Here is a 19,751-nt window from a genome sequence, read left to right on the forward strand (position 1 = left end):
TCCCGCCTTCGCGGGAATGACGCAAGGAATCTAAGTCGCTGGATTCCAGCCTTCGCGCGAATAACGACAAGAAAAGCCAGCAAAGCGGGCGACACGCTATGCTTCGTGCATGACCACCTTCCAGCGCATCCGCAGCGGCCTCGCCGCTTTCGCCACCCTCGCTCTTCTCGCCGCATGCGCCGATCCCGGCCCGCCGCCGGGCGGCGTGATTCCGAAGTTCGAAATCATCGACCAGCAGGTCGGCACCGGCGCCGAAGCGAAGTCGGGCATGGACGTTACCGTCCACTACACCGGATGGAATTACGACAAGACCAAGCCCGACGGCCGCGGCGGGAAGTTCGACAGCTCGCGCGATCGCAATGAGCCCTTCACCTTCCTGCTCGGCGCAGGTCGCGTGATCCGTGGCTGGGACGAAGGCGTCGCCGGCATGCGCGTGGGTGGCAAGCGCGTGCTGAGGATTCCGGCCGAATACGGCTACGGCCGCAAGGGTGCGGGCGGTGTCATTCCGCCCAACGGCTCGCTCGTCTTCGAGGTCGAATTGCTCGACGTGCGCACGCACTAAGCCGCGCGCGTCACGCCAATGCGCGGCAAGCCTGCGCCGCGATCTCGAACGAACGCACGCGCGCGGCGTGCTCGAACACATTGGCGGTGATCAGCAGTTCGTCCGGCTTGTGGCGTTCGATAAACGCCGCGATGCCCTCGCGCACCGTCTGCTCGTCGCCGACGACCGAGCACGCCAGCGCCTGCTGCACGCCGCTTTTTTCCAGCGGATTCCAGTAGGTTTCGATGTCGTCGATCGGGGCCGGGATCAGCCCCGGATGCCCGCGCCGCAGGTTGACGAACGACTGCTGCAGGGTCGTGAACAGACGCCGCGCCTCCGCATTATCGTGCGCGCCGACGACGTTGAGCGCCAGCATCGTGTGCGGCTTGTCTAGGCGCCTGGACGGCTTGAATTCGCGCCGGTACATCGTGAGCGCGTGATCCATCGCGTCGGGCGCGAAGTGCGAGGCGAACGCGAACGGCAGGCCCAGCTGCGCGGCGAGTCGCGCCGAAAACAGGCTCGAACCGAGCAGCCACACCGGCACGTCCACGCCCGCACCGGGCACCGCGCGCACCGCCTGGCCGGGCTGCACGGGTTCGAAGTAATGCAGCAGTTCCACCACGTCCTGCGCGAACATGTCGGCCGCTTCGAAATAGCGACGCAACGCATGCGCGGTGGCGTGGTCGGTGCCCGGTGCACGGCCGAGGCCGAGGTCGATGCGCCCCGGATACAGCGACGCGAGCGTGCCGAACTGCTCGGCTACCTGCAGCGGCGCGTGGTTCGGAAGCATGATGCCGCCGGCGCCGACGCGGATCGTGCTGGTGCCGCAGGCGACATGGCCGATCAGCACCGCGGTGGCCGCGCTGGCGATGCCGGGCATGTTGTGGTGTTCGGCGAGCCAGTAGCGCTGGTAGCCGAACCGCTCGGCGTGGCGCGCGAGGTCCAGCGTGTTGGCGAACGCCTGTGTGGCGTCGCTGCCCTCGGTGATCGGCGCGAGGTCGAGGACGGAAATCGGGATCATGCAGGCGCTCCTTGGCGGCGAGCCTTCGTACTGGGGGCGAACGCGCGTATTGCCAGCGGCGCGGCGTTCCATCCCTGCACGTTCAGCATTGCACGGACGCCGGCATCGCCGCGTGAGGCCTCACCACAGGTCGAATGCGACGCCCTCGCGTTCGTTGTCCCACACGGTGCTGAAGACCCACCAGCGGCCATGTTCGAAGCACAGCTGGATGCTGTTGGCGCCACGCTTGATCACCGGTGTTTCCAGCGATTCGCGCGCCTCGTAGCGGCTCCACACGTGCGCGACCTGGCCGAAGCGCTCGACGCGCTGGTCGATCTCCACTTCGAAAAAGCCATTCGCGGCAAAGTATGGCGTGACGTCGGCGATGTAGCTGTCGACGTCGAACACCACGGCGTGCGTGCTGCCGTCGGGATCGACGACCGTGCGCAGGCTGCGTGCGTCCGGATGCTGCAGGTACCGGAAGCGCGCCCAGTCGCGCGGCGCGCCCGCCGGACCGGAAATGCACTCGTAGATGGCGCGCACGATGGTCGGGATGTCCTGGGTGTCCTGCCACCATTGCGGGTTCTCGCCGGTGGCGGGCGTGCCGTGAGTCGGCGTGGCGTGGTGCATGGCCTGCTCCTCTGCTTGGACGTCCATCATGCTGGGCACGGTGTCAACGGAAGTGGAAGGGCCAGCCGGCATACTCGGCACGATTTTCTCCATGGAGCGGCGCCATAGAACCCATCTCCGCCCTCGCCGTCTTCCGCGTGTTCGTGCGCCTGGGGCTGGTGTCCTTCGGCGGGCCCATCGCGCACCTGGGCTATTTCCGCGAGGAATTCGTCGTGCGCCGGCGCTGGCTGGACGACGCGCGCTACGCGCAGCTGCTGGCGATCTGCCAGTTCCTGCCGGGGCCCGCGAGCAGCCAGATGGGCTTCGCCATCGGCTTGCTGCGCGCGGGCTGGCGCGGTGCGCTGGCGGCGTTCGTCGGGTTCACCCTGCCCTCCGCGCTGCTGATGGTCGGCTTTGCGTCGATGTCGGCGCAGCTGGATCGCGGGTTCGGCGCCGCGGTCGTCCATGGGCTGAAGCTGGTCGCCGTCGCGGTGGTCGCGCACGGACTGCTCGGCATGGCGCGGCAGATGACGCCCGACGTCCGGCGCCTCGCGGTCGCGGCCATCGCATGCGCGACCGTCGTCTGGCTCGGTACGGCATGGGCGCAACTGGTGGCCATCGCGATCGGTGCGGTGCTGGGGGTGGTGCTATGCCGACGTGTCGCGTCGAAGTCGACCTCGCAGGACTCGCTGCCGGTGACGTACGGGCGCGGCGTGGCGACGGCGTTGCTCATCGTGTTCGCCTGCGGGCTCGTCGCCGCGCTCGCATGGCCATCGAACGGGCCGACGCTGGGCGCGATGACCGCGGCGTTCTATCGCGCCGGCGCGCTGGTGTTCGGCGGCGGCCACGTCGTGCTGCCGCTGTTGCAGGAAGCGCTGGTCGATCCGGGCTGGATCGCGCCGGACCGTTTCCTCGCGGGCTACGGTGCGGCGCAAGCCGTGCCCGGGCCGATGTTCTCGATTGCCGCCTACCTCGGTGCGATCGCACCGACCGGATGGCCGCCGGCCCTTTCGGCGCTGGTGGCGTTGCTGGCGATCTTCCTGCCGGGCTTCCTGCTGCTCGCGGCCACGCTTCCCGTGTGGCAGCGCGTGCAGGCGAAGCGAGGCGCGGCGCCGATGCTCGCCGGCGTCAACGCCGCGGTCGTCGGACTGCTTGCCGCCGCCTTCCACGATCCGGTGTGGGCACAAGGCATCGCATCGTGGCGCGATGTCGTCGTCGTGATCGTCGCCTTCGCGCTGCTGGTTCGACTGCGCGTGGGCGCGTTGTGGGTGGTGGCGTGGTGCGTGGGGGCTTCGGTCGCGATGTATCTGATGGGCTAGTCGGCGACTGCCCTCACCAACCCTTTTCCGAGCGCGGGAGAGGGCCTTTGTGATGTCAAGACTTCGGCTTCTCTTGCTCGACCGGTTTCAGGCGCAGGTCCTGGAAATCGAAGCTGAAGTCCGTCAACGGCGAGATTGCTTCCATCCGACCTTCGCGCACCTTGCCGTCGGCATCCAGCGAGAACGTCACGAACGCATCGGCGTTGAGCCATCGCTCGTTCCAGCGCACCACGAAGGTGTCGTGCTGCCACGGTTCCATCTTGCCGACGAGGTCGGGCGTGCGCGAGAAACGCATCACCAGTCCGTCTTTCGCCTGTTCGACGACGATGTCGCCGTACCACGGATCGCGATACGTACGCGCGTACGCGGACAGCGGGCGCGACGGCGGCGCGTTCGCGACACGCGCCTCGACGTGCTTGCGCCAGTCCTCGTCGGACTTGTCCTTCGACTTGGCGAGCGCGGCGGCGTAGGCGGCGGTCCAGTCGGTGCGCGGCGCGTCGAGGAACGCATCGAGCACGCGCATCGTCACCGCGTTGAACGCGCCGCCAACTTCGGCGTTGGTGAGCACGATCACGCCCAGCTTCTGCTGCGGCACCAGCGTCACGCGCGACACCATGCCGGGCCAGCCGCCGGTGTGCGACACGAGCTTGCGGCCGCGGTAATCCGACAGCGTCCAGCCCTCGCCGTAGCCGAGGAAATTCGGCTTCGCGGCTTCGAGTTCAGGCACTGCCGGCTTGGGGATCGGGATCGGCGTGATCACCGACCACATCTCCTGCTGGCGCTCTTCGGAGAACAACCGCTGCTGCGTGCCCTTCGCGTCGGTGAAGGTGCCGCCGGCCAGCTGCATGTTCATCCAGCGGCTCATGTCGTGCACGCTGGAATAGATGCCGCCCGCGCCGGAGACGTTGTGCCACGTCATGCGCGGTGCGGGTTGCAGGTCCTTGAAATCGGCCTTCGCGTGGCCGGTGGCGACGTTGTCGCGCGGACGCAGCGCGTCGGAGTTGAAGCGCGTGTCGCGCATGCCCAGCGGCGCGAAGATGCGCTGCTGCAGGAACTGCGCGTAACTCTGTCCGCTGGCCTGTTCGATCACCAGCTGCGCCACGCCGTAGAGGATGTTGTCGTACGCGTACTCTCCGCGGAAGCTCCCGGTAAGCGGCACGTCTTTCAGGCGGCGCGCGACGTCCTCCGTCGTGTAGTCCGTTCCTGGCCAATACAGCAGGTCGCCCGCGCCCAGTCCGAGGCCGCTGCGATGCGCGAGCAGGTCGCGCACGCGCATTTCCTGCGTGACGTAGGCATCGGACATGCGGAACCACGGCAGGTGATCGATCACGCGATCGTCCAGGCTCAGCTTGCCTTCGTCGGCGAGGATCGACAGCGACGCCGCGGTGAAGGCCTTCGTGTTGGATGCGATGGCGAACAGCGTGTTGGCGTCGACCTGCGCCGGCTTGTTCATCTCGCGCACGCCGAAACCGCGTTCGAGCACGACCTGCCCGTCCTTCACCACTGCCACCGCGATGCCCGGCACGTCGAACTGCTTGCGCACGCCTTCGACGTAGGCGTCGAAATTCTGCAATTGCGGCGGCAGCGCGGTGTCGCTGGCATGCGCGGCGCCGGTGGCGATCAGCAGCGCCAGGGCGGCGGAAACGGTGCGACGGTGCATGGGCGGAGCGGCTCCTTCGGTGCGAGCGCTCGAAGATACCTGCTTTGGCCCGCCGACGAATCGCACGGAAGTTGGCCTCATGCGGCGAATGAGCGAGGAAAACGGCAGCGCAGGCATAATTGCCTGCCCGATCGACCGATTGCGCATGTCCACTCTTCCGCAGCTCCACGCCCGCCTCGCCATCGTCGGCGGAGGCCCTGCCGGCCTGATGGCGGCGGAAGTCGCGCGGGCGGCCGGCGTGGACGTGGACCTGTTCGAGGCCAAGGGTTCGGTCGGGCGGAAGTTCCTGATCGCCGGCAAGGGCGGACTCAACCTCACGCATGGCGAGCCGCGTCCCGCGTTCGATTCGAGATATGGCAACCGCGCGCGCGAGGTCGGCGCCTGGCTCGACGATTTCGACGGCGAGGCATTGCGCGAATGGGCGCGCGGTTTCGGCATCGACACCTACATCGGTACCTCGGGACGCGTATTCCCGACCGACCGCAAGGCCGCGCCGCTGCTGCGCGGCTGGGTGCGTCGCCTGCGCGAGGACGGCGTGCGCTTCCATGTGCAGCATCGATGGCTGGGCTGGCGCGACGATGGCCCGTTGCGGTTCGCGACACCCGACGGCGAGATCGCCGTGCACGCTGACGCGACGGTGTTGGCGCTCGGCGGCGGCAGCTGGCCGGAGCTGGGCTCCGACGGCGCGTGGGTGCCCGTGCTGCAGTCGCGCGAGGTCGACGTCGCGCCGCTGGTGCCGTCCAACTGCGGGTTCGACATCGGCTGGAGCGAGCACTTCGCCAGCCGGCATGCGGGTGCTCCGCTCAAGCCGGTGGTCGCGCATTGGCACGATGACGCGGGCCGTCCGCACGAACTGCAGGGCGAATGCGTCGTCACGCAGACGGGCATCGAAGGCAGCCTGATCTACGCGTTGTCCGCAATGCTCCGCGATACGATTGCGGCGCACGGCGAAGCGACGCTCGAACTCGATCTTGCGCCGGGGCGCGAACTGCATCGTTTGCGTGCCGATCTCGAGAAACCCCGCGGCGGACGCAGCCTCACCGAGCATCTGCGCCGGCAGGGCGGAATCGAAGGCGTGAAAGCCGCACTGCTGTACGAAGTGCTGGGCAAGGAAGCGATGCTCGATACGCAACTGCTGTCGCGCACGATCAAGCGCCTACCGCTGAGACTGCTGCGCGCGAGGCCGATCGCGGAGGCGATCAGCAGCGCCGGCGGCGTTCGCCTCGAAGCGCTGGATGCGGAATCGCTGATGCTGCGGACGATGCCCGGTGTGTTCTGCGCGGGCGAGATGCTCGACTGGGAAGCGCCGACGGGCGGCTACCTGCTGACGGCGTGCTATGCAAGCGGAGTGCGCGCGGGGCGTGGCGCCGTGGAGTGGTTGCGGCGCGTTTGATCGTCGTTTCGGATGGCTAAAAGCGACGTCTCGTTCAAGAAGCGGCGTCACGCGCACTGAATCCGTCATCCCGGCGAAAGCCGGGATCCAGCTGTCACGCCAATCGCCGCAGCACTCTTCGTCATTCCAGCGAAAGCTGGAATCCATTTTGATCTTCGAGTGGGCGTTCGGCGTTAGCGGTTGAATCAACACCGCAGCACTGTGCCGCAACAGTTGGTCGCCGCTACCGCTTCGTTGCCCCTCACCCCAACCCCTCTCCCGTTGGGAGAGGGGCTGAAAGCGGCGTCACGCTCACTGAATCCGTCATCCGGCGAAAGCCGGGATCCAGGCTGTCACGCCATCGCCGCACTCTTCGTCATTCCAGCGAAAGCTGGAGTCCATTTGATCTTCGAGTGGGCGTTCGGCGTTAGCGGTTGAACCAACACCGCAGCACTGTGCCGCAACGGTTGGTCGCCGGCGCCGCTTCGTTGCCCCTCACCCCAACCCCTCTCCCGATGGGAGAGGGGCTCCAAGCCCGCGCAGGAATTCAGCGCTTCGCGACCTTCTTCCCTTCCGCGTCGCCGCCGCCGGCGATCGGGAAGTACTGCGTGCTCGCGCACAGCTCCACGCCGTTCGCGCTTGCGGCCGGCAGGTCGGTGCCCTTCAGGCCGATGAGTTTGAGCGTCTCGCCCGTGGCGTCTTCGACCTTCGCCAGCGCGATGAAACCGGTGCGGTTGCCGCCGCACAAGGCGTTGGCGGGCGACTGCGTCGGCGGGGTTTCCTCGAGTACGCGGCGCAGTTCGATCGGCTGCGAGGCATCGACGATCATCGCCTGCGCGTAGGTGGCGCCGGCCGAATACTGGTCGCCGCCGGACACCAGCGCGACGCGCTCGGTGGTGAAGCTCGCGCCGTTCTCGCCCTTGATGAGCGTGTCTTCCAGCGACAGCTTGCCGGTGACGGCGGTCGCTACCGGGTTGCCCGGGTCGAACTCGCCCAGTGCGACCGGCTTGATCATCGGCGGCGCCGCGCGCTCGACCGGCTTGGCGTTGACGTCGGGCTGCGGGTTGGCGGCCGGCGGCGGCGCGGTGATCGCTTCCGGCGGCGCGGTGTTGACCGGCGTCTGCGGCTCGCAGGCCGACAGGCCCGCCACCAGCAATGCGGCCGCCACGCGCGGGGCCATCCAGGTCAAACCGGGTTTCGTCATCGCCTTGCTCACTGATTCAAGCTCCTTGCGGGTCGTGGACTCGGCGGGGGAAGTCCGTGCCGGCTAGGCGGCGTCGTCCACGAGCGGTTGCAATTGCGGGTCGAGGGCGACGCGCCCGTCGAACACGAAGCAGCGGCCATCGTAATGTCGGCCGCCGACCTGCTCAAAGTACCCCAGGATGCCGCCGTCGAGCTGCAACACGTTGCGCATTCCGTCGGCCTGCATCCACAAGGCGGCCTTCTCGCAGCGGATGCCGCCGGTGCAGAAGCTCACGACGGTGGCATCGCGCAGTGCGTCGCGATGGGGCTGCAACGCCTCCGGCAGGTCGGTGAAATTGTCGATGGGCAGGGTCAGTGCGCCCGTGAAGGTTCCGTAGCCGAACTCCTCGCGGTTGCGCGTGTCGAGCATCACCACCGGCTTGCCCGCATCGTCGAAACCCTGGTCGAGCCAGCGCGCCAGCGTGTGCGGCTCGACCATCGGCGCGCGGCCATCGGACAGCGGCGACGCGTTGTCGCGACGGAAGCTGATGATCTCCGGCTTCACCTTCGTCTTGAGCCGGCCGAACGGCTGGGCCCGGCTGTGGCTGAACTTCACCAGCAGGTCGGCGAAGCGCGCGTCCTCGCGCAGGGCGTCGAGGAAGCCGTGGATCTCGTCGTCCTCGCCCGCCAGGAACAGGTTGATGCCCTCGCCCGCGACCAGGATGGTGCCGCGCAGCCCGGCGGCGTCCGCCCGCTCGTGAAGGACCTTCGCGAGGTCGTCGGGCTGGTCGATGGAAACGAAGTGATAGGCGGCGATGTTGAGCATGCGCCTATTGTAAGCCGCAGTAATTACCTGAGCTTCGCGCCGTAACTGATTGATCAATATTGCCCGGAAGGCAGCGTCCGGCGCAGCCAGTGGGCGGCCAGCATGAGCCAGATCGCAATCGCGGCAATCACCACCTTCTGGCTGAGCCCGCGCGGCAGGTCGCGCCACAGCGCATGCAGCCACAGCGCGATGAAGCAGAACGCCGCCAACCCGAAGGCCAGCGCGAAGTGCTGCCGCCAGCGCGGGTCGCGCCGGAACGCCCAGCTCTGCCAGAGCATCCCCAGCGTCGTACCGAGGAACGCGAGCGGCGCGGAGATCGCGTGGATCTTCGCCGCCATCGTCATCGCGGCCGGGCCGCCGCGGTCCGTCTCGGCCCACGCGGTGACGGCCACGCCGATCGCGCCGACCAGGAACAGGCACAGCGCCACCGCGCTGCGCCCATCGCGCCCCGCGGCCCCGTAGTAGCCGGCGCCGATCAGAGTCAGGCTCATCGCCAGGCCGACATAGGCCAGCTGCAGCCACAACCCGAGCGGACCCAGCAGGTAGAAGCTCAGCGTCGCGCGGACGAAATCCAGGTCCGTGCGCAGGAACTGCATCGCAATGGCGACGAGCGCGAACACCGCCACGCCGCACAGCGCCCACGTCCCGATCGTCCGCGTACGGGCGGAGGCGATCCGCTGCTGCGCGACGGCCGGGACGTCGGACATCACCGCGCTCCCATGTAATCCAGCTTGCCGACCGGCACGCCGTTGTGGCGCAGCAGCGCGTAGGCGGTGGTCACGTGGAAGAAGAACTGCGGCAGGCCGTACTGGAGCAGGTAGTTGCGGCCGTCGAAGCGGCGCTCCTTCGGCGTGCCCGGGCGCAGGACGATCTCGCGCTCGCCGGCGCCTTCGAACAGCAGCGCGTCCAGGCCCTCGACGAAGGCCAGCGTCTTCGCGATGCGCTGGCGCAGCTCGGCGAAGGTGCGTTCCTCGTCCGGGATGGCCGGCACTTCGACGTCGGCCAGACGCGCGCTCACGCTCTTCGCGAAATCGCAGGCGATCTGTACCTGGCGCGCCAGCGGGAACATGTCCGGGAAAAGGCGCGCGTGCAGCAGCACCTCGGGGTCGTAACCCTGTGCCTTGGCGTGCGCCTCGCCCTTGGCGAGCACGCCGTCGAGCGCGCCGAGCATGTGGCGGAATACGGGCACGCTTGCGTCGTGCAGGGACAGGGTCATGCCGATCTCCAGATGAGGAATGCGGCGATGGTACACGGCGGCCCGGAGGTTCCGCGTCGATCCGCATCGATCCGCAGACCTCAGGTGGGCGCCAGTTCCGTGCGTCCCTGCGCCAGCGCGCCATAGAGCGATTCGACCTGGCGCATGAGGGTGTCCGAACTCCAACGTCGCGCGTCGTCCGGGCCGGCCGCGGACAGCCGCGCGCGCAGCTCCGGCGAACGCAGCACCTGCGCCGCCTGCGCGGCGAAGGCGTCCACGTCCTCGGGCGCGATCATCGCGCTGTGCGTGTCGCGCAGCACCGTCGCCGTTCCCATCACGGCGGTGGAGACGATCGGCACGCCCAGCGCCATCGCCTCGATCAGCACCAGGCCCTGCGTTTCGGTCGGCGAAGCGAACACGAACGCATCGCCGGCCTTGTAGGCGTCCAGCAGCGTCGTGCGTCGGTCGAGATTGCCGAAGAACCGCACGTTCGCCTCGATGCCGAGCTCGCTTGCCAGCCGGCGCAGGCGCGGCTCGTCGGGCCCTTCGCCTGCGATGAGGAACAGCAGCTCGGGGAATTCGCCCACCAGCCGCTTCACCACGCGCAGCAGGAAGGCGATGTTCTTCTCCAGCGACAAACGGCTGACCGTGACCAGCGTCGGGCGATCCGGCGCGATGCCGTGCCTCTCGCGGAACCTCGCGCCGTCTCCTCCGGTGAATTCGGCCAGGTCGATGCCCGTCGGCAGGACGGTGTGAGGCGTGGTGATGCCGTACCGCTGCAGCACGTCGACCATCTGCGCACTCGGGACGATGAGGTGATCCACGCCATCACACAGCTTGCGCGACGCCGCGCGCGCGACAAAGCGACCCACCGGCGTCGGCAGCCACGGCAGGTAATGGCCGACGTATTCCTCGAAGTAGGTGTGGTAGGTCTCGACCGTCGGCACGCCGAGTTCGCGCGAGAGCTGCACGCCAATCGCATGTGCGCGGAACGGCGTGTGGATGTGGATGACGTCCCACTCGCGGGCTGCCAGTGTTTCGCGCATCGCGCGCGCGGCATCGGCGCGCATCAGGCGGTCTTCCGGATCGAAGAAGATCACCCGCGAGGGCACGCGCAGCACCTCGAACTCGCCCTGCCCGTCGTGCTGGTCCTGCCCGCTGCCGGCGCCGTAGTCGGGCGCGACGATCGTCACCGCATGCCCCATCCGCGCCAGCGAGCGGGCGAAGGTGCGGATCGAGGTGGACACCCCGTTCACGCGCGGGAAGTACACGTCAGACAGCATCAGCAGGTTCATCGCGTGCATCCGTCCGGCGCCGGCCGCCGGTTTGCACGATTGCAGCGGAGGTTTGTTACAGCCGTGTCACACCGGGCCGTCCCATCGCTGCGGCCCGGCGCCCTGGTCGCCCAGCCAGTCGCCCGGGTTCGCCAGCCGGCACCGGTCCAGCGACAGGCAGCCGCAGCCGATGCAGTCGTCCAGCGTGTCGCGCATGCGGATCAGTTCGGCGATGCGCGTATCGAGCTCCTCCCGCCACGCGCTCGACAGCCGCGTCCAGTCGCGGCGCGTCGGCGTGCGCGCTTCGGGCAGGCTCGCCAGTGCATCGCGGATCGTCGCCAGCGGCATGCCCACGCGCTGTGCGGCGCGGATGATCGCGATCCGACGCAGCGTATCGCGCGAGTACCGCCGCTGGTTGCCTTCGCTGCGCTGGCTGTGGATCAGGCCCTTCGCTTCGTAGAAGTGCAGCGCCGAGACCGCTACGCCGCTGCGCCGGGCGACTTCGCCGACGCTGAGTTCCTCGCTGCCCATCGGCTTGACCTCAACTTAAGTTGAGGTTCTATCCTCGCGTCCGTCACTGTTTCGAGTCAACCCGAGTATGGATACCCGCACCGCGCGCGACGGCTACGTCGCACGCTCCGCGCCTGCGCCGACGATGCAGGCGGTCGTGTTCGACGACTACGGCCCGCCCGATGTCCTGCGGCTCGCCGATCTCCCGCTTCCCGAACCCGCCCGCGGCGAAATCCGCGTACGCGTACGCGCGGCCGGCGTGCAACCCGCCGACTGCGCGACGCGCAACGGCTGGTTCGCGCAGCGTGGCATCGGAATCGCGCCGTTTCCGCGGCAACTGGGCAACGAATTCGCCGGCGTCGTCGATGTGGTCGGCGAAGGAGTGACGTCGCTGGTCGTCGGCGACGAAGTGCTCGGCTGGACGACTGCGAACGCCTATGCGGAAGCGGTCGTCGTACCGGTCGGGCAAGTGGTGCTCAAGCCGGTGATGATGTCCTGGGCCGTCGCGGGTGCGTTGTCGGCGTCGGGCCAGACGGCACACACCGCGGTCGAAGCGTTGTCGATCCGCCGCGGCGACACGGTGCTCGTCCACGGCGCGGCCGGCGGCGTCGGCACGATGGCCGTGCAGCTGGCGCGCCTGCGCGGCGCGCACGTCATCGGCACCGCGAGTCGCGAAAACCACGACTACCTGCGCGCGCTCGGCGCCGAGCCGGTGCTGTACGGGCCCGGCTTGGCCGAACGCGTCCGCGCCATCGCACCACACGGCATCCACGCGGCGCTCGATGGCAGCGGGCGTGGCGCACTCGATGCGTCGATCGAGCTCGGCATCGATCCCACACGCATCGGCACGCTGGTGGATTTCGAGGACGTGCAGCGCCTGGGCGTGCAGGCGATCCGCAGCGAGCGCAGCCGCGAACGCCTGCAGGCGCTGGTCGACCTGCACGATGCCGGCCGCTTGCGGGTGCACGTGCGCGACATCTATCCCCTCGCCTACGCCGCCGTGGCGCATCGCGACGTGGAGAACGGCCACGGACGTGGCAAGGTGGTGCTCATGGTGTACGAAACGAAAGGATTCGCGCTGTGATGGACGGACGTCGGGACGGCGAAGTCGATTCGCGTACGAACGAGATCGGCGATTCGCCCTCACCCCAACCCCTCTCCCGCCCGCGGGAGAGGGGCTCCGATCCGGGTGCCGAGACGGAAGGCCTGTTCGATCGGAAGTACCGCGCGACGACCATCGGCGCGGTGGTGCTCGTCGCACTGTACGCCTTCGAGGCGCTTGCCGTCGCCACGGCGATGCCGACGGTCGCGCAGGCGCTGGACGGCTTGCCGCTGTATGCGCTCGCGTTCGGCGGCACGCTCGCCTCGTCGGTGATCGGCATGGTCGCGTGCGGCCCGTGGGCGGACCGGCGTGGGCCTGCGCCGCCCCTGCGTCACGGCATCGTGTGGTTTTCGATCGGACTGCTGATCGCCGGCTTCGCGCCGTCGATGGAAGTCCTGCTGCTGGGCCGCATCGTGCAGGGCTTCGGCGGCGGCCTGATGTCGGTGGCGTTGTACGTCGCGGTGGGTCGCGTGTATCCGCCCGCGATGCACCCGCGCATCTTCTCGTCGTTCGCCGCTGCCTGGGTCGTGCCGGCGGTGATCGGGCCGACCATCGCCGGCGCGCTGGTCGAACACCTCGGATGGCGATGGGTGTTCCTGTCGGTGCCGTTGCTCGCGATGGCTGCCGCCGCCTGCGTGCTGCCCGCGCTGCGCAGCCTGCGCGAAGGCGAACACGCGCACGACGACGGAGGCCTGTCGCCGCACCGCCTCGCCTGGGCGGTCGGCGCGGCGGCGAGCGCGCTCGCGCTGCATTACGCAGGGCAGCGCCACGGCGTCGCGGGCGCCGGGATGCTCGCGATCTCCGCCATCGCGCTGGTCGTATGCGCGTGGCACCTGCTGCCGCGCGGCACGCTGCGCGCCGCGCGCGGTCTGCCGACGGTGGTGATGATGCGCGGCATCGCATCGGGCGCGTTCTTCGGGACGGAAGTGTTCATCCCGTTGTTGCTGTCGCGAGAACGCGGGCTGTCGCCGACGATGGCCGGCGCGGCGCTCACGCTGGGCGCACTGGGCTGGTCGCTGGGCTCGTGGTGCCGCAGCCGTCCATCGGAGCCGTTCGCGCCGTCGCAGCTGCTGCGTTACGGGATGTCGTTGATCGTGGTCGGCATCGCGGGCGTGGCGTGCGCGGTGTCGCCCTCGGTGCCGGTCAGCATCGGCATCGTCGGCTGGATCGCCGCCGGCTTCGGCATGGGGCTGCTGTTTCCCACGCTTTCGGTGCTGATCCTGGAACTGTCGCCGCCCAACCGCCAGGGCGTGAATTCCTCCGCGCTGCATCTGTGCGATGCGTTGTTCACCGCGACGGTGCTCGCCGTCGGCGGCTCGGTCTTCGCGGCGTTGCTGACGCGTGCGCCGTCGATGGCGTATCTGGTCGGCTTCGCGATTTCCGCCGCCCTCGCGCTGCTCGGCGCGCTGCTGGCCTCGCGCGTGCGTCCCGTGGCCTAGCCTGCTTCGGCCGAACGCACCCAGCGTAAGCCCAGGAAGATGCCCGTGATCGCGGCGCCGATGGCCAGCGCCGTGCCCGTCGCATTCTGCGGGCCGTACGCGAGGATCAACCAGACGACGATGCCCGTCGCCGCCAGCGACACGGCCATGCGCCAGGACGTCACGCTATCGAGCGCAAGTTCCAGCACGAATTCCAGCACCTCCCCGACCAGCGACATCCCGGCATCCCTGCCGCGAACGCGGCGTCGACTTCCCCAGCCGGCAGCCTAGCCCGCCGGCCCGCGCATCGCCATCACCTCGCGACGCGGCGGTGCACCGAACAGGCGACGGTATTCGCGACTGAACTGCGACGGACTTTCGTAACCGACGCGATGGCTCGCGGCCGCTGCCTCGATGCCGTCGACCAACATCAGGCGACGCGCTTCCTGCAGGCGCAGCTGCTTCTGGTACTGCAGCGGCGTCATCGCGGTGGCGGCCTTGAAGCGCTCGTGCAGCGACGACGCACTCATGTGCGCGGCGGCGGCGAGCTGCTCGATGCGCAGCGGCTCGTGGTAACGCTGCTTGATCAGGTCGATGGCGCGCGCGACGCGCTGCGACGGGCCTTCCACGTCGCACAACTCGCGCAGGCGCCCGCCGAGTTCGCCGGTGAGCACGCGGTAATGGATCTCGCGCGTCGCCAGCGGTGCGAGGATCGCCGCTTCTTCGGGCGTATCGATCAGGCGCACCAGGCGCAGCACGGCATCGAGCAGCGTCGGACTCGTTCGACCGACGAACACCGCACGGCCGCCGCGACGCGACGCACGTTCGGCCGGCAGCTGCTGCAGCAGTTCGTTGACCAGCGCGGTGTCGATGTCGATGCGCAGGCACAGGTAGGGCGAGTTCGGCGTGGCATCGAGGATCTGCCCGGTGATGGGCAGCGACATCGACACCACGAGGTAATTCAGCGCGTCGTAGTGGAAGACGTCCTCGCCCAGCAGCGCCCGCTTGCTGCCCTGCACGACCACGCACAGGCTCGGGTGGTAGACGCCGGGCAACGGCAGCGAGGGTTCGCTGGCCTGGATCAGCGAAAGGCCCGGCACGATCGAATCATGCAGACCATCGCCGGGGATGTTTCGGGCAATCCGGTCGGCGAGCTCGGCCTGCTGGGCCTCCATGCCGTGCGGCGCTGCGATGACGTTGGAGCCTTGCGTGTTCATGGTCTACGCCTCCAATGGGCACGGGGCGATTATGCGCCGCCCGCCGAGTCCGCCAAGGACGCCGCGCACACCCCCGGAGGATCGGGCAAGGATCGCAGAGCATCGGGCTAACGTCGTCACGGGGGCCGGGCGCAGCATGTGTCCCACGCTTCCCCCACCTCGCAGGAGCCTCGCATGAACGTTCCCTTCCCCCGTCGTACGCTCGGCCGACAGGGCCTGGTCGTCTCCGCCATTGGCCTGGGCTGCATGGGCATGTCGGACTTCTACGGTCCCAGCGACGAGGCCGACAACCTTGCCGTGCTCAACCACGCGCTCGACATCGGCGTGAATTTCCTCGACACCGCCGACATGTACGGCGTCGGCCGCAACGAGGAACTGCTCGCCAACGTGCTGAGTACGCGTCGCGACGAGGTCGTGCTCGCAACGAAGTTCGGGAACGTACGCGCGCCCAACGGCGATTTCCTCGGCATCGACGGCTCGCCCGAATACGTGGCCGCCGCGTGCGATGCCAGCCTGAAGCGCCTGGGCGTGGACCACATCGACCTCTATTACCAGCACCGCGTCGATCCGAAGGTGCCGATCGAGGAGACCGTCGGCGCGATGGCGCGACTGGTCGAGGCCGGCAAGGTGCGTCATCTCGGCCTGTCGGAAGCCTCCGGCGCGACCGTGCGCCGTGCTGCCGCCGTACATCCCATCGCGGCCCTGCAGAGCGAATACTCGCTGTGGACGCGCGATGTCGAACACGATTCGCTCGCCGCCTGCCGCGAACTGGGCATCGGCTTCGTCGCCTACAGCCCGCTGGGCCGCGGCTTCCTCACCGGCGCGATCCAGAACACCAGCGAGCTGTCCGACACCGACTGGCGTCGCCAGAACCCCCGCTTCCAGGACGGCAACATCGACCAGAACCAGCGCCTGGTGCAGGCCGTGACCGAACTGGCAAGCGAACGCGGTTGCACGCCCGCGCAGCTGGCGCTGGCGTGGCTGCTGCATCGCGGGCCCGACATCGTGCCGATCCCCGGCACGCGCCGCATTTCGCGACTGGACGAGAACGCCGGTGCGGCCCGCATCGACCTGACCATCGCCGAGCAGCAGCGACTGGATGAAGTGCTCGCGACGCACGAAGTCGCCGGCACGCGCTATCCGGCCGCCGGCATGTCCTCGGTCAACGCCTGATCCTCCGCCGGCGCGCAGGCGCCGGCGTCCTTCGTAAACGCCCTGACGCGGCCGGTGCATCCGGCCGCGACGGGCCCTTGCATCCCGACATCCGGAGAACACCATGTCCAATCAGACCCCTTCCCTCTCCCTCGACATCGCCGGCAAGGTCGTCGCCATCACCGGCGCGAGCAGCGGCATCGGCGAAGCGACCGCACTGCGGCTGGCGCAGCACGGCGCGATCCTCGCACTCGGCGCGCGTCGTACCGACCGGCTCGAAGCCAGCGCCACGCGCATCCGCAACGAAGGCGGCGATGTGTTCGTGCAGGCGCTCGACGTCACGCGACGCGACGACGTGGAGGCGTTCGTCAACGCGACGATCGCGCGCTTCGGCCGCGTCGACGTGCTGGTCAACAACGCGGGCGTGATGCCGCTCTCGCGCATGGCCGACCTCAAGGTCGACGAATGGGACCGCATGGTCGACGTCAACGTGAAGGGCGTGCTGTACGGCATCGGCGCGGTGCTGCCGTCGATGAACGAGCGCGGCGCCGGGCAGATCATCAACGTCTCGTCCGTCGCCGGCCGCCAGGTGTTCGCCACGGCCGCCGTCTACTGCGCCACGAAGTTCGCCGTGCACGCGCTTTCGGAAGGCTTGCGCCAGGAATCGCCGTTCCTCCGTGTGACGACCATCGCGCCGGGCGCGGTCGAATCGGAACTCACCAGCACGATTTCCGATCCGGCGATGAAGCGCGAAGTGGACGAGGTGTTCCGCAGGGACATGCTGCCGGCGGATGCAATCGCGCGCGCCATCGCCTTCGCGATCGGCCAGCCGGCCGACGTGGACGTCAACGAACTGGTGGTGCGTCCGACGGCGCAGGCCTACTGATCGCCCTTCTGGTACGTGCCGATGAACTCCGCCTGCCCGAGCACATGGCCTTCCATGGCGTCGAGCAGGCGGAGCTTGTCGACGTCGCCGAGATGCGGCAATTCGATATCCAGCGCGTAGAGCTTGAAGAAATAGCGATGCCGGCCGATCGGCGGACACGGACCGCCATAGCCGGCACGCTGCCATCCGTTCTGGCCGGCCTTGGTGCCGAACGGAAGTCGGTCGGGTCTGGATGTTCTCCGCCAGGCCTGTCGAGTTCGCCGGCAGGTTGTAGAGCACCCAATGCACGAACACGCGCTTGGGCGCGGCGGGATCGGGCGCGTCGGGATCCTCGACGATCAGCGCAAGGCTGCGCGTGCCCTCCGGCGCGCCGGACCAGCGCAGTTCCGGCGAAACGTCGTCGCCTTCGCAGGTGAAGCGAGAGGGAATCCCCGCGTTGTGTTCGAAGGCAGGCGAACTGATCTGGAAAGCCATGCGCGACTCCTTGCCCGGTTCACGTCGCCCGGTTCACGTCATCGACGCGATTGTTCGGCATCGCGCGCATGCATGCCGTCAAGGACGGTTAACGTTTTGACGTCACCGCACGGCGCAGGTTGTTGCGCGCGGACGCATCCAGGCGCTGGTGGAAGAACGGCGTGAGGTAGATGCGCTCGCGCCCGAGCAGCGATTTCAAAAAACGCTTGCGGTTGATCTTGAACAACCAGCCCGGCACGACGGCGCGGTACTCGGCGGCGATGCCGCGATCGTAGGCATCGAACACCGCCGGCTCCGCGCCCAGGATCGCCATGTCGCAGTCGAGGAACAGCGCGGCCTCCTCGTCCACGTCGTTCGGCTCCAGCACGCCGTGCCGCGCGGTGAGTTCGATCAGCTGCGTCACGCGCGGCACATCGATATGGCGATCGGGCATGAAGCGCGCGATGTGTTCTTCGGCCAGTTGCGCCGAGCGCGTTTCGTTGTCCTTGCGACCGGCTTCGTAGATCGCGTCGTGGTAGAGCACCGCGAGCGCGACTTCCGCCGGCTGCGTCCAGCCCGGCCCGTGCGCTGCCTCGACGTAATGGCGCAGCACTTCGCGGACGTGCTCGAAGTTGTGGTACGCGCGTGGCGGCGTCGCGTAGGCGTTTTCGAGCGCGAGGCGCTGGGGTTCGGGGAGGTCGAAGGGAAGGTTCAGCGACATGGGCTTGCGAAGTAAGAGCGTTGGGGCATTGTGGCGCTGGAGGGATCCCGCATCCATCCTGCGTCATCCCGATCCGTCATTCGCACTCTGCGGGCCAGCCCGCAGTGCCGTCATTCCCGCGAAAGCGGGAACCCAGCGACTTTTCACGTTTTCCAGGCCACCACCTCGCAACTTGCGACAGCACACCTCTCGAACATCGCACGCGGGCGGCGCAAAGATGCAACGCCCCTGGATTCCCGCTTTCGCGGGAATGACGAGCGAGAGCGGAGCGCCACGGCGTTCCGCGTCCCCACGTTACCCGCCCCGCCCCGCATCCACATGCAGGCGCACCCACTGTGCGTAGCGGTCCATCCAGTCCTGCAGGAACTTGCGGCTGCCCTCGTTGGCGACGTTGCCCGCATCGTCGAAGAAGCCTTCCTTCACGTGGATGTAGGCTTCCGGCTGTCCCATCGTCGGTGCGTCCAGGTAGGCCAGGATGTTGCGCAGGTGCTGCTGCGACATCGCGGTGCCCGCCGCACCGATGGAGCCGCCGATCACGCCCGCCGGCTTGCCCTGCCACGCACTGTCGCCGTACGGGCGCGAGGCGTGGTCGATCGCGTTCTTCAGCACGCCTGGCACGGAGCGGTTGTACTCCGGCGTCACGAACAGGATGCCGTCGGCCTCGCGGACTTCCTGCTTGAGCCGCTTCACCGGCGCGGCCTGGTGGCTGTCGTCGTCCTGGTTGTACAGCGGCAGGTCGTCGATCCGGCACTCGTGGAAGGTGAAGGACGACGGCGCCATCTTCGTCAGCGCGTTCGCGAGCTGGCGGTTGATCGATTCCTGCCGGAGGCTGCCGATCAGCAGCCCGATGCGGTACTGGCTCATGGAACGCTCCCGTGTCGGAAAGCGTCCACTTTCGCGCCGCCCGCGATAACACGCGGTGACGACGTGGCGCCCGGCGCTCAGGCCTTGCGCAGGAAGATCGTCTTCAGGACGAGGCCCTTGATCTTGTCGGAGTTGCCTTCGATGTGTTCGGCATCGTCCTCGACCAGGCGGATGTTGCGGATCACGGTGCCCTGCTTGAGCGGGATGGAGGAGCCCTTCACCTTCAGGTCCTTGATCACCACCACCGTGTCGCCGTTGGCCAGCGTGTTGCCGTTGCTGTCGCGCACGACCACGCCGGAAGACGTCTCGCCCTCGCCTTCCACCGGCCATTCGAAGCCGCAATCGGCACAGACGAAGTTCGCACCGTCCACGTAGGTGTTGGTCAGGGTGCACTGCGGACAGGCGGGCGAAACGGGCATGGCACGGCTCCTGCTTGGGGCCGCGCATTCT

General features: G+C 68.3%; 22 protein-coding genes and 1 pseudogene. 7 read left to right on the plus strand and 16 right to left on the minus strand.

All coding sequences use genetic code 11. The features are described 5' to 3' along the window. Positions 1–109: 109 nt before the first annotated feature. Entirely contained in the window at positions 110–562 is a 453-nt protein-coding gene (locus ABIE51_RS11210) for an FKBP-type peptidyl-prolyl cis-trans isomerase (protein ID WP_192630801.1), read from the plus strand. Positions 563–572: 10 nt separating this feature from the next. Here the strand turns inward: ABIE51_RS11210 and ABIE51_RS11215 are convergent, their stop codons facing one another. Next, complete coding sequence (locus ABIE51_RS11215) at positions 573–1,562, minus strand: LLM class flavin-dependent oxidoreductase (RefSeq protein WP_115842335.1); 990 nt, start codon at positions 1,560–1,562, stop codon at positions 573–575. Positions 1,563–1,682: 120 nt separating this feature from the next. After that, positions 1,683–2,171 carry a hypothetical protein gene (locus ABIE51_RS11220; protein WP_192631765.1) on the minus strand — a complete coding sequence of 163 codons (489 nt, stop codon included), beginning with the start codon at positions 2,169–2,171 and terminating at the stop codon, positions 1,683–1,685. Between the two features lie 137 nt (positions 2,172–2,308). Here ABIE51_RS11220 and chrA point away from each other — a divergent pair, with 137 nt between their 5' ends. Continuing rightward, the gene (chrA, locus tag ABIE51_RS11225; RefSeq protein WP_354504083.1) at positions 2,309–3,469 is read left to right on the plus strand and encodes a chromate efflux transporter; all 1,161 of its coding nucleotides are present in this window, start codon (positions 2,309–2,311) and stop codon (positions 3,467–3,469) included. A gap of 55 nt (positions 3,470–3,524) precedes the next feature. Here chrA and ABIE51_RS11230 read toward each other — a convergent pair whose 3' ends face one another. Continuing rightward, entirely contained in the window at positions 3,525–5,129 is a 1,605-nt protein-coding gene (locus tag ABIE51_RS11230; protein ID WP_192630802.1) for a serine hydrolase, read from the minus strand. 145 nt (positions 5,130–5,274) lie between these two features. Between ABIE51_RS11230 and ABIE51_RS11235 the strand changes: the two genes are divergently transcribed. Beyond that, on the plus strand, positions 5,275–6,522 hold the full coding sequence (locus tag ABIE51_RS11235) for a TIGR03862 family flavoprotein (RefSeq protein WP_192630803.1): 1,248 nt from the start codon (positions 5,275–5,277) through the stop codon (positions 6,520–6,522). 526 nt (positions 6,523–7,048) lie between these two features. On the opposite strand, the gene ABIE51_RS11240 is transcribed toward ABIE51_RS11235, so the two are convergent. From ABIE51_RS11240 to soxR, 6 genes are all read right to left on the minus strand, one after another. Next, positions 7,049–7,717, minus strand: a complete 669-nt coding sequence (locus ABIE51_RS11240) for a hypothetical protein (RefSeq protein WP_192630804.1) — start codon at positions 7,715–7,717, stop codon at positions 7,049–7,051. Positions 7,718–7,768: 51 nt separating this feature from the next. Further along, positions 7,769–8,509, minus strand: a complete 741-nt coding sequence (locus ABIE51_RS11245) for a sulfurtransferase (protein WP_192630805.1) — start codon at positions 8,507–8,509, stop codon at positions 7,769–7,771. A 53-nt stretch (positions 8,510–8,562) separates the two neighbouring features. Next, positions 8,563–9,216 carry a DUF998 domain-containing protein gene (locus tag ABIE51_RS11250; RefSeq protein ID WP_192630806.1) on the minus strand — a complete coding sequence of 218 codons (654 nt, stop codon included), beginning with the start codon at positions 9,214–9,216 and terminating at the stop codon, positions 8,563–8,565. Beyond that, the gene (locus tag ABIE51_RS11255; RefSeq protein WP_192630807.1) at positions 9,216–9,725 is read right to left on the minus strand and encodes a DUF1993 domain-containing protein; all 510 of its coding nucleotides are present in this window, start codon (positions 9,723–9,725) and stop codon (positions 9,216–9,218) included. Before ABIE51_RS11255 ends, ABIE51_RS11250 begins: the two co-directional genes overlap by 1 nt. Positions 9,726–9,805: 80 nt before the next feature. Next, positions 9,806–10,999 carry a glycosyltransferase gene (locus ABIE51_RS11260; RefSeq protein ID WP_192630808.1) on the minus strand — a complete coding sequence of 398 codons (1,194 nt, stop codon included), beginning with the start codon at positions 10,997–10,999 and terminating at the stop codon, positions 9,806–9,808. Between the two features lie 66 nt (positions 11,000–11,065). After that, positions 11,066–11,509, minus strand: coding sequence for a redox-sensitive transcriptional activator SoxR (soxR, locus tag ABIE51_RS11265; RefSeq protein ID WP_115840428.1), 444 nt, complete (start codon positions 11,507–11,509; stop codon positions 11,066–11,068). A gap of 67 nt (positions 11,510–11,576) precedes the next feature. Here soxR and ABIE51_RS11270 point away from each other — a divergent pair, with 67 nt between their 5' ends. After that, on the plus strand, positions 11,577–12,572 hold the full coding sequence (locus ABIE51_RS11270; RefSeq protein WP_354504087.1) for an NADP-dependent oxidoreductase: 996 nt from the start codon (positions 11,577–11,579) through the stop codon (positions 12,570–12,572). Next, a complete protein-coding gene (locus ABIE51_RS11275) occupies positions 12,572–14,029 on the plus strand; it encodes an MFS transporter (RefSeq protein ID WP_192630809.1) in 1,458 nt (485 codons plus the stop codon). Before ABIE51_RS11270 ends, ABIE51_RS11275 begins: the two co-directional genes overlap by 1 nt. Here the strand turns inward: ABIE51_RS11275 and ABIE51_RS11280 are convergent. Both ABIE51_RS11280 and ABIE51_RS11285 read right to left on the minus strand, forming a co-directional pair. Continuing rightward, complete coding sequence (locus ABIE51_RS11280) at positions 14,026–14,247, minus strand: hypothetical protein (RefSeq protein WP_192630810.1); 222 nt, start codon at positions 14,245–14,247, stop codon at positions 14,026–14,028. The genes ABIE51_RS11275 and ABIE51_RS11280 overlap by 4 nt on opposite strands. A 48-nt stretch (positions 14,248–14,295) precedes the next feature. After that, on the minus strand, positions 14,296–15,225 hold the full coding sequence (locus ABIE51_RS11285; protein WP_157030338.1) for an AraC family transcriptional regulator: 930 nt from the start codon (positions 15,223–15,225) through the stop codon (positions 14,296–14,298). Between the two features lie 174 nt (positions 15,226–15,399). Between ABIE51_RS11285 and ABIE51_RS11290 the strand changes: the two genes are divergently transcribed. After that, positions 15,400–16,398 carry an aldo/keto reductase gene (locus tag ABIE51_RS11290; RefSeq protein WP_354504091.1) on the plus strand — a complete coding sequence of 333 codons (999 nt, stop codon included), beginning with the start codon at positions 15,400–15,402 and terminating at the stop codon, positions 16,396–16,398. Between the two features lie 103 nt (positions 16,399–16,501). After that, entirely contained in the window at positions 16,502–17,263 is a 762-nt protein-coding gene (locus tag ABIE51_RS11295) for an SDR family oxidoreductase (RefSeq protein WP_192630811.1), read from the plus strand. Here the strand turns inward: ABIE51_RS11295 and ABIE51_RS11300 are convergent. From ABIE51_RS11300 to ABIE51_RS11320, 5 genes and pseudogenes are all read right to left on the minus strand, one after another. Continuing rightward, a complete protein-coding gene (locus ABIE51_RS11300; RefSeq protein WP_354504866.1) occupies positions 17,257–17,592 on the minus strand; it encodes a YbhB/YbcL family Raf kinase inhibitor-like protein in 336 nt (111 codons plus the stop codon). The two genes, ABIE51_RS11295 and ABIE51_RS11300, sit on opposite strands and share 7 nt — an antisense overlap. Beyond that, positions 17,486–17,737: pseudogene (locus ABIE51_RS11305) on the minus strand (YbhB/YbcL family Raf kinase inhibitor-like protein); the annotation flags it as partial. The pseudogene ABIE51_RS11305 and the gene ABIE51_RS11300, both read right to left, overlap by 107 nt. Before the next feature lie 88 nt (positions 17,738–17,825). After that, entirely contained in the window at positions 17,826–18,437 is a 612-nt protein-coding gene (locus tag ABIE51_RS11310; protein ID WP_192630812.1) for an HD domain-containing protein, read from the minus strand. Positions 18,438–18,731: 294 nt separating this feature from the next. Next, positions 18,732–19,301, minus strand: coding sequence for an NADPH-dependent FMN reductase (locus ABIE51_RS11315; RefSeq protein ID WP_192630813.1), 570 nt, complete (start codon positions 19,299–19,301; stop codon positions 18,732–18,734). 77 nt (positions 19,302–19,378) lie between these two features. Next, the gene (locus tag ABIE51_RS11320) at positions 19,379–19,720 is read right to left on the minus strand and encodes a zinc ribbon domain-containing protein YjdM (protein WP_192630814.1); all 342 of its coding nucleotides are present in this window, start codon (positions 19,718–19,720) and stop codon (positions 19,379–19,381) included. Positions 19,721–19,751: the final 31 nt, after the last annotated feature.

It is taken from the genome of Lysobacter sp. OAE881 (assembly GCF_040546665.1).
Classification (GTDB): Bacteria; Pseudomonadota; Gammaproteobacteria; order Xanthomonadales; family Xanthomonadaceae; genus Lysobacter_J; species Lysobacter_J soli.

What these genes read in the sequence shown, in the direction of transcription:
- ABIE51_RS11210 (WP_192630801.1), top strand. Translation starts at nt 110, where the DNA reads ATGACCACCTTCCAGCGCATCCGCAGCGGCCTCGCCGCTTTCGCCACC.
- ABIE51_RS11215 (WP_115842335.1), bottom strand. Translation starts at nt 1,562, where the DNA reads ATGATCCCGATTTCCGTCCTCGACCTCGCGCCGATCACCGAGGGCAGC.
- ABIE51_RS11220 (WP_192631765.1), bottom strand. Translation starts at nt 2,171, where the DNA reads ATGCACCACGCCACGCCGACTCACGGCACGCCCGCCACCGGCGAGAAC.
- ABIE51_RS11230 (WP_192630802.1), bottom strand. Translation starts at nt 5,129, where the DNA reads ATGCACCGTCGCACCGTTTCCGCCGCCCTGGCGCTGCTGATCGCCACC.
- ABIE51_RS11235 (WP_192630803.1), top strand. Translation starts at nt 5,275, where the DNA reads ATGTCCACTCTTCCGCAGCTCCACGCCCGCCTCGCCATCGTCGGCGGA.
- ABIE51_RS11245 (WP_192630805.1), bottom strand. Translation starts at nt 8,509, where the DNA reads ATGCTCAACATCGCCGCCTATCACTTCGTTTCCATCGACCAGCCCGAC.
- ABIE51_RS11250 (WP_192630806.1), bottom strand. Translation starts at nt 9,216, where the DNA reads ATGTCCGACGTCCCGGCCGTCGCGCAGCAGCGGATCGCCTCCGCCCGT.
- ABIE51_RS11255 (WP_192630807.1), bottom strand. Translation starts at nt 9,725, where the DNA reads ATGACCCTGTCCCTGCACGACGCAAGCGTGCCCGTATTCCGCCACATG.
- ABIE51_RS11260 (WP_192630808.1), bottom strand. Translation starts at nt 10,999, where the DNA reads ATGAACCTGCTGATGCTGTCTGACGTGTACTTCCCGCGCGTGAACGGG.
- soxR (WP_115840428.1), bottom strand. Translation starts at nt 11,509, where the DNA reads ATGGGCAGCGAGGAACTCAGCGTCGGCGAAGTCGCCCGGCGCAGCGGC.
- ABIE51_RS11270 (WP_354504087.1), top strand. Translation starts at nt 11,577, where the DNA reads ATGGATACCCGCACCGCGCGCGACGGCTACGTCGCACGCTCCGCGCCT.
- ABIE51_RS11275 (WP_192630809.1), top strand. Translation starts at nt 12,572, where the DNA reads ATGGACGGACGTCGGGACGGCGAAGTCGATTCGCGTACGAACGAGATC.
- ABIE51_RS11280 (WP_192630810.1), bottom strand. Translation starts at nt 14,247, where the DNA reads ATGTCGCTGGTCGGGGAGGTGCTGGAATTCGTGCTGGAACTTGCGCTC.
- ABIE51_RS11285 (WP_157030338.1), bottom strand. Translation starts at nt 15,225, where the DNA reads ATGAACACGCAAGGCTCCAACGTCATCGCAGCGCCGCACGGCATGGAG.
- ABIE51_RS11290 (WP_354504091.1), top strand. Translation starts at nt 15,400, where the DNA reads ATGAACGTTCCCTTCCCCCGTCGTACGCTCGGCCGACAGGGCCTGGTC.
- ABIE51_RS11295 (WP_192630811.1), top strand. Translation starts at nt 16,502, where the DNA reads ATGTCCAATCAGACCCCTTCCCTCTCCCTCGACATCGCCGGCAAGGTC.
- ABIE51_RS11310 (WP_192630812.1), bottom strand. Translation starts at nt 18,437, where the DNA reads ATGTCGCTGAACCTTCCCTTCGACCTCCCCGAACCCCAGCGCCTCGCG.
- ABIE51_RS11315 (WP_192630813.1), bottom strand. Translation starts at nt 19,301, where the DNA reads ATGAGCCAGTACCGCATCGGGCTGCTGATCGGCAGCCTCCGGCAGGAA.
- ABIE51_RS11320 (WP_192630814.1), bottom strand. Translation starts at nt 19,720, where the DNA reads ATGCCCGTTTCGCCCGCCTGTCCGCAGTGCACCCTGACCAACACCTAC.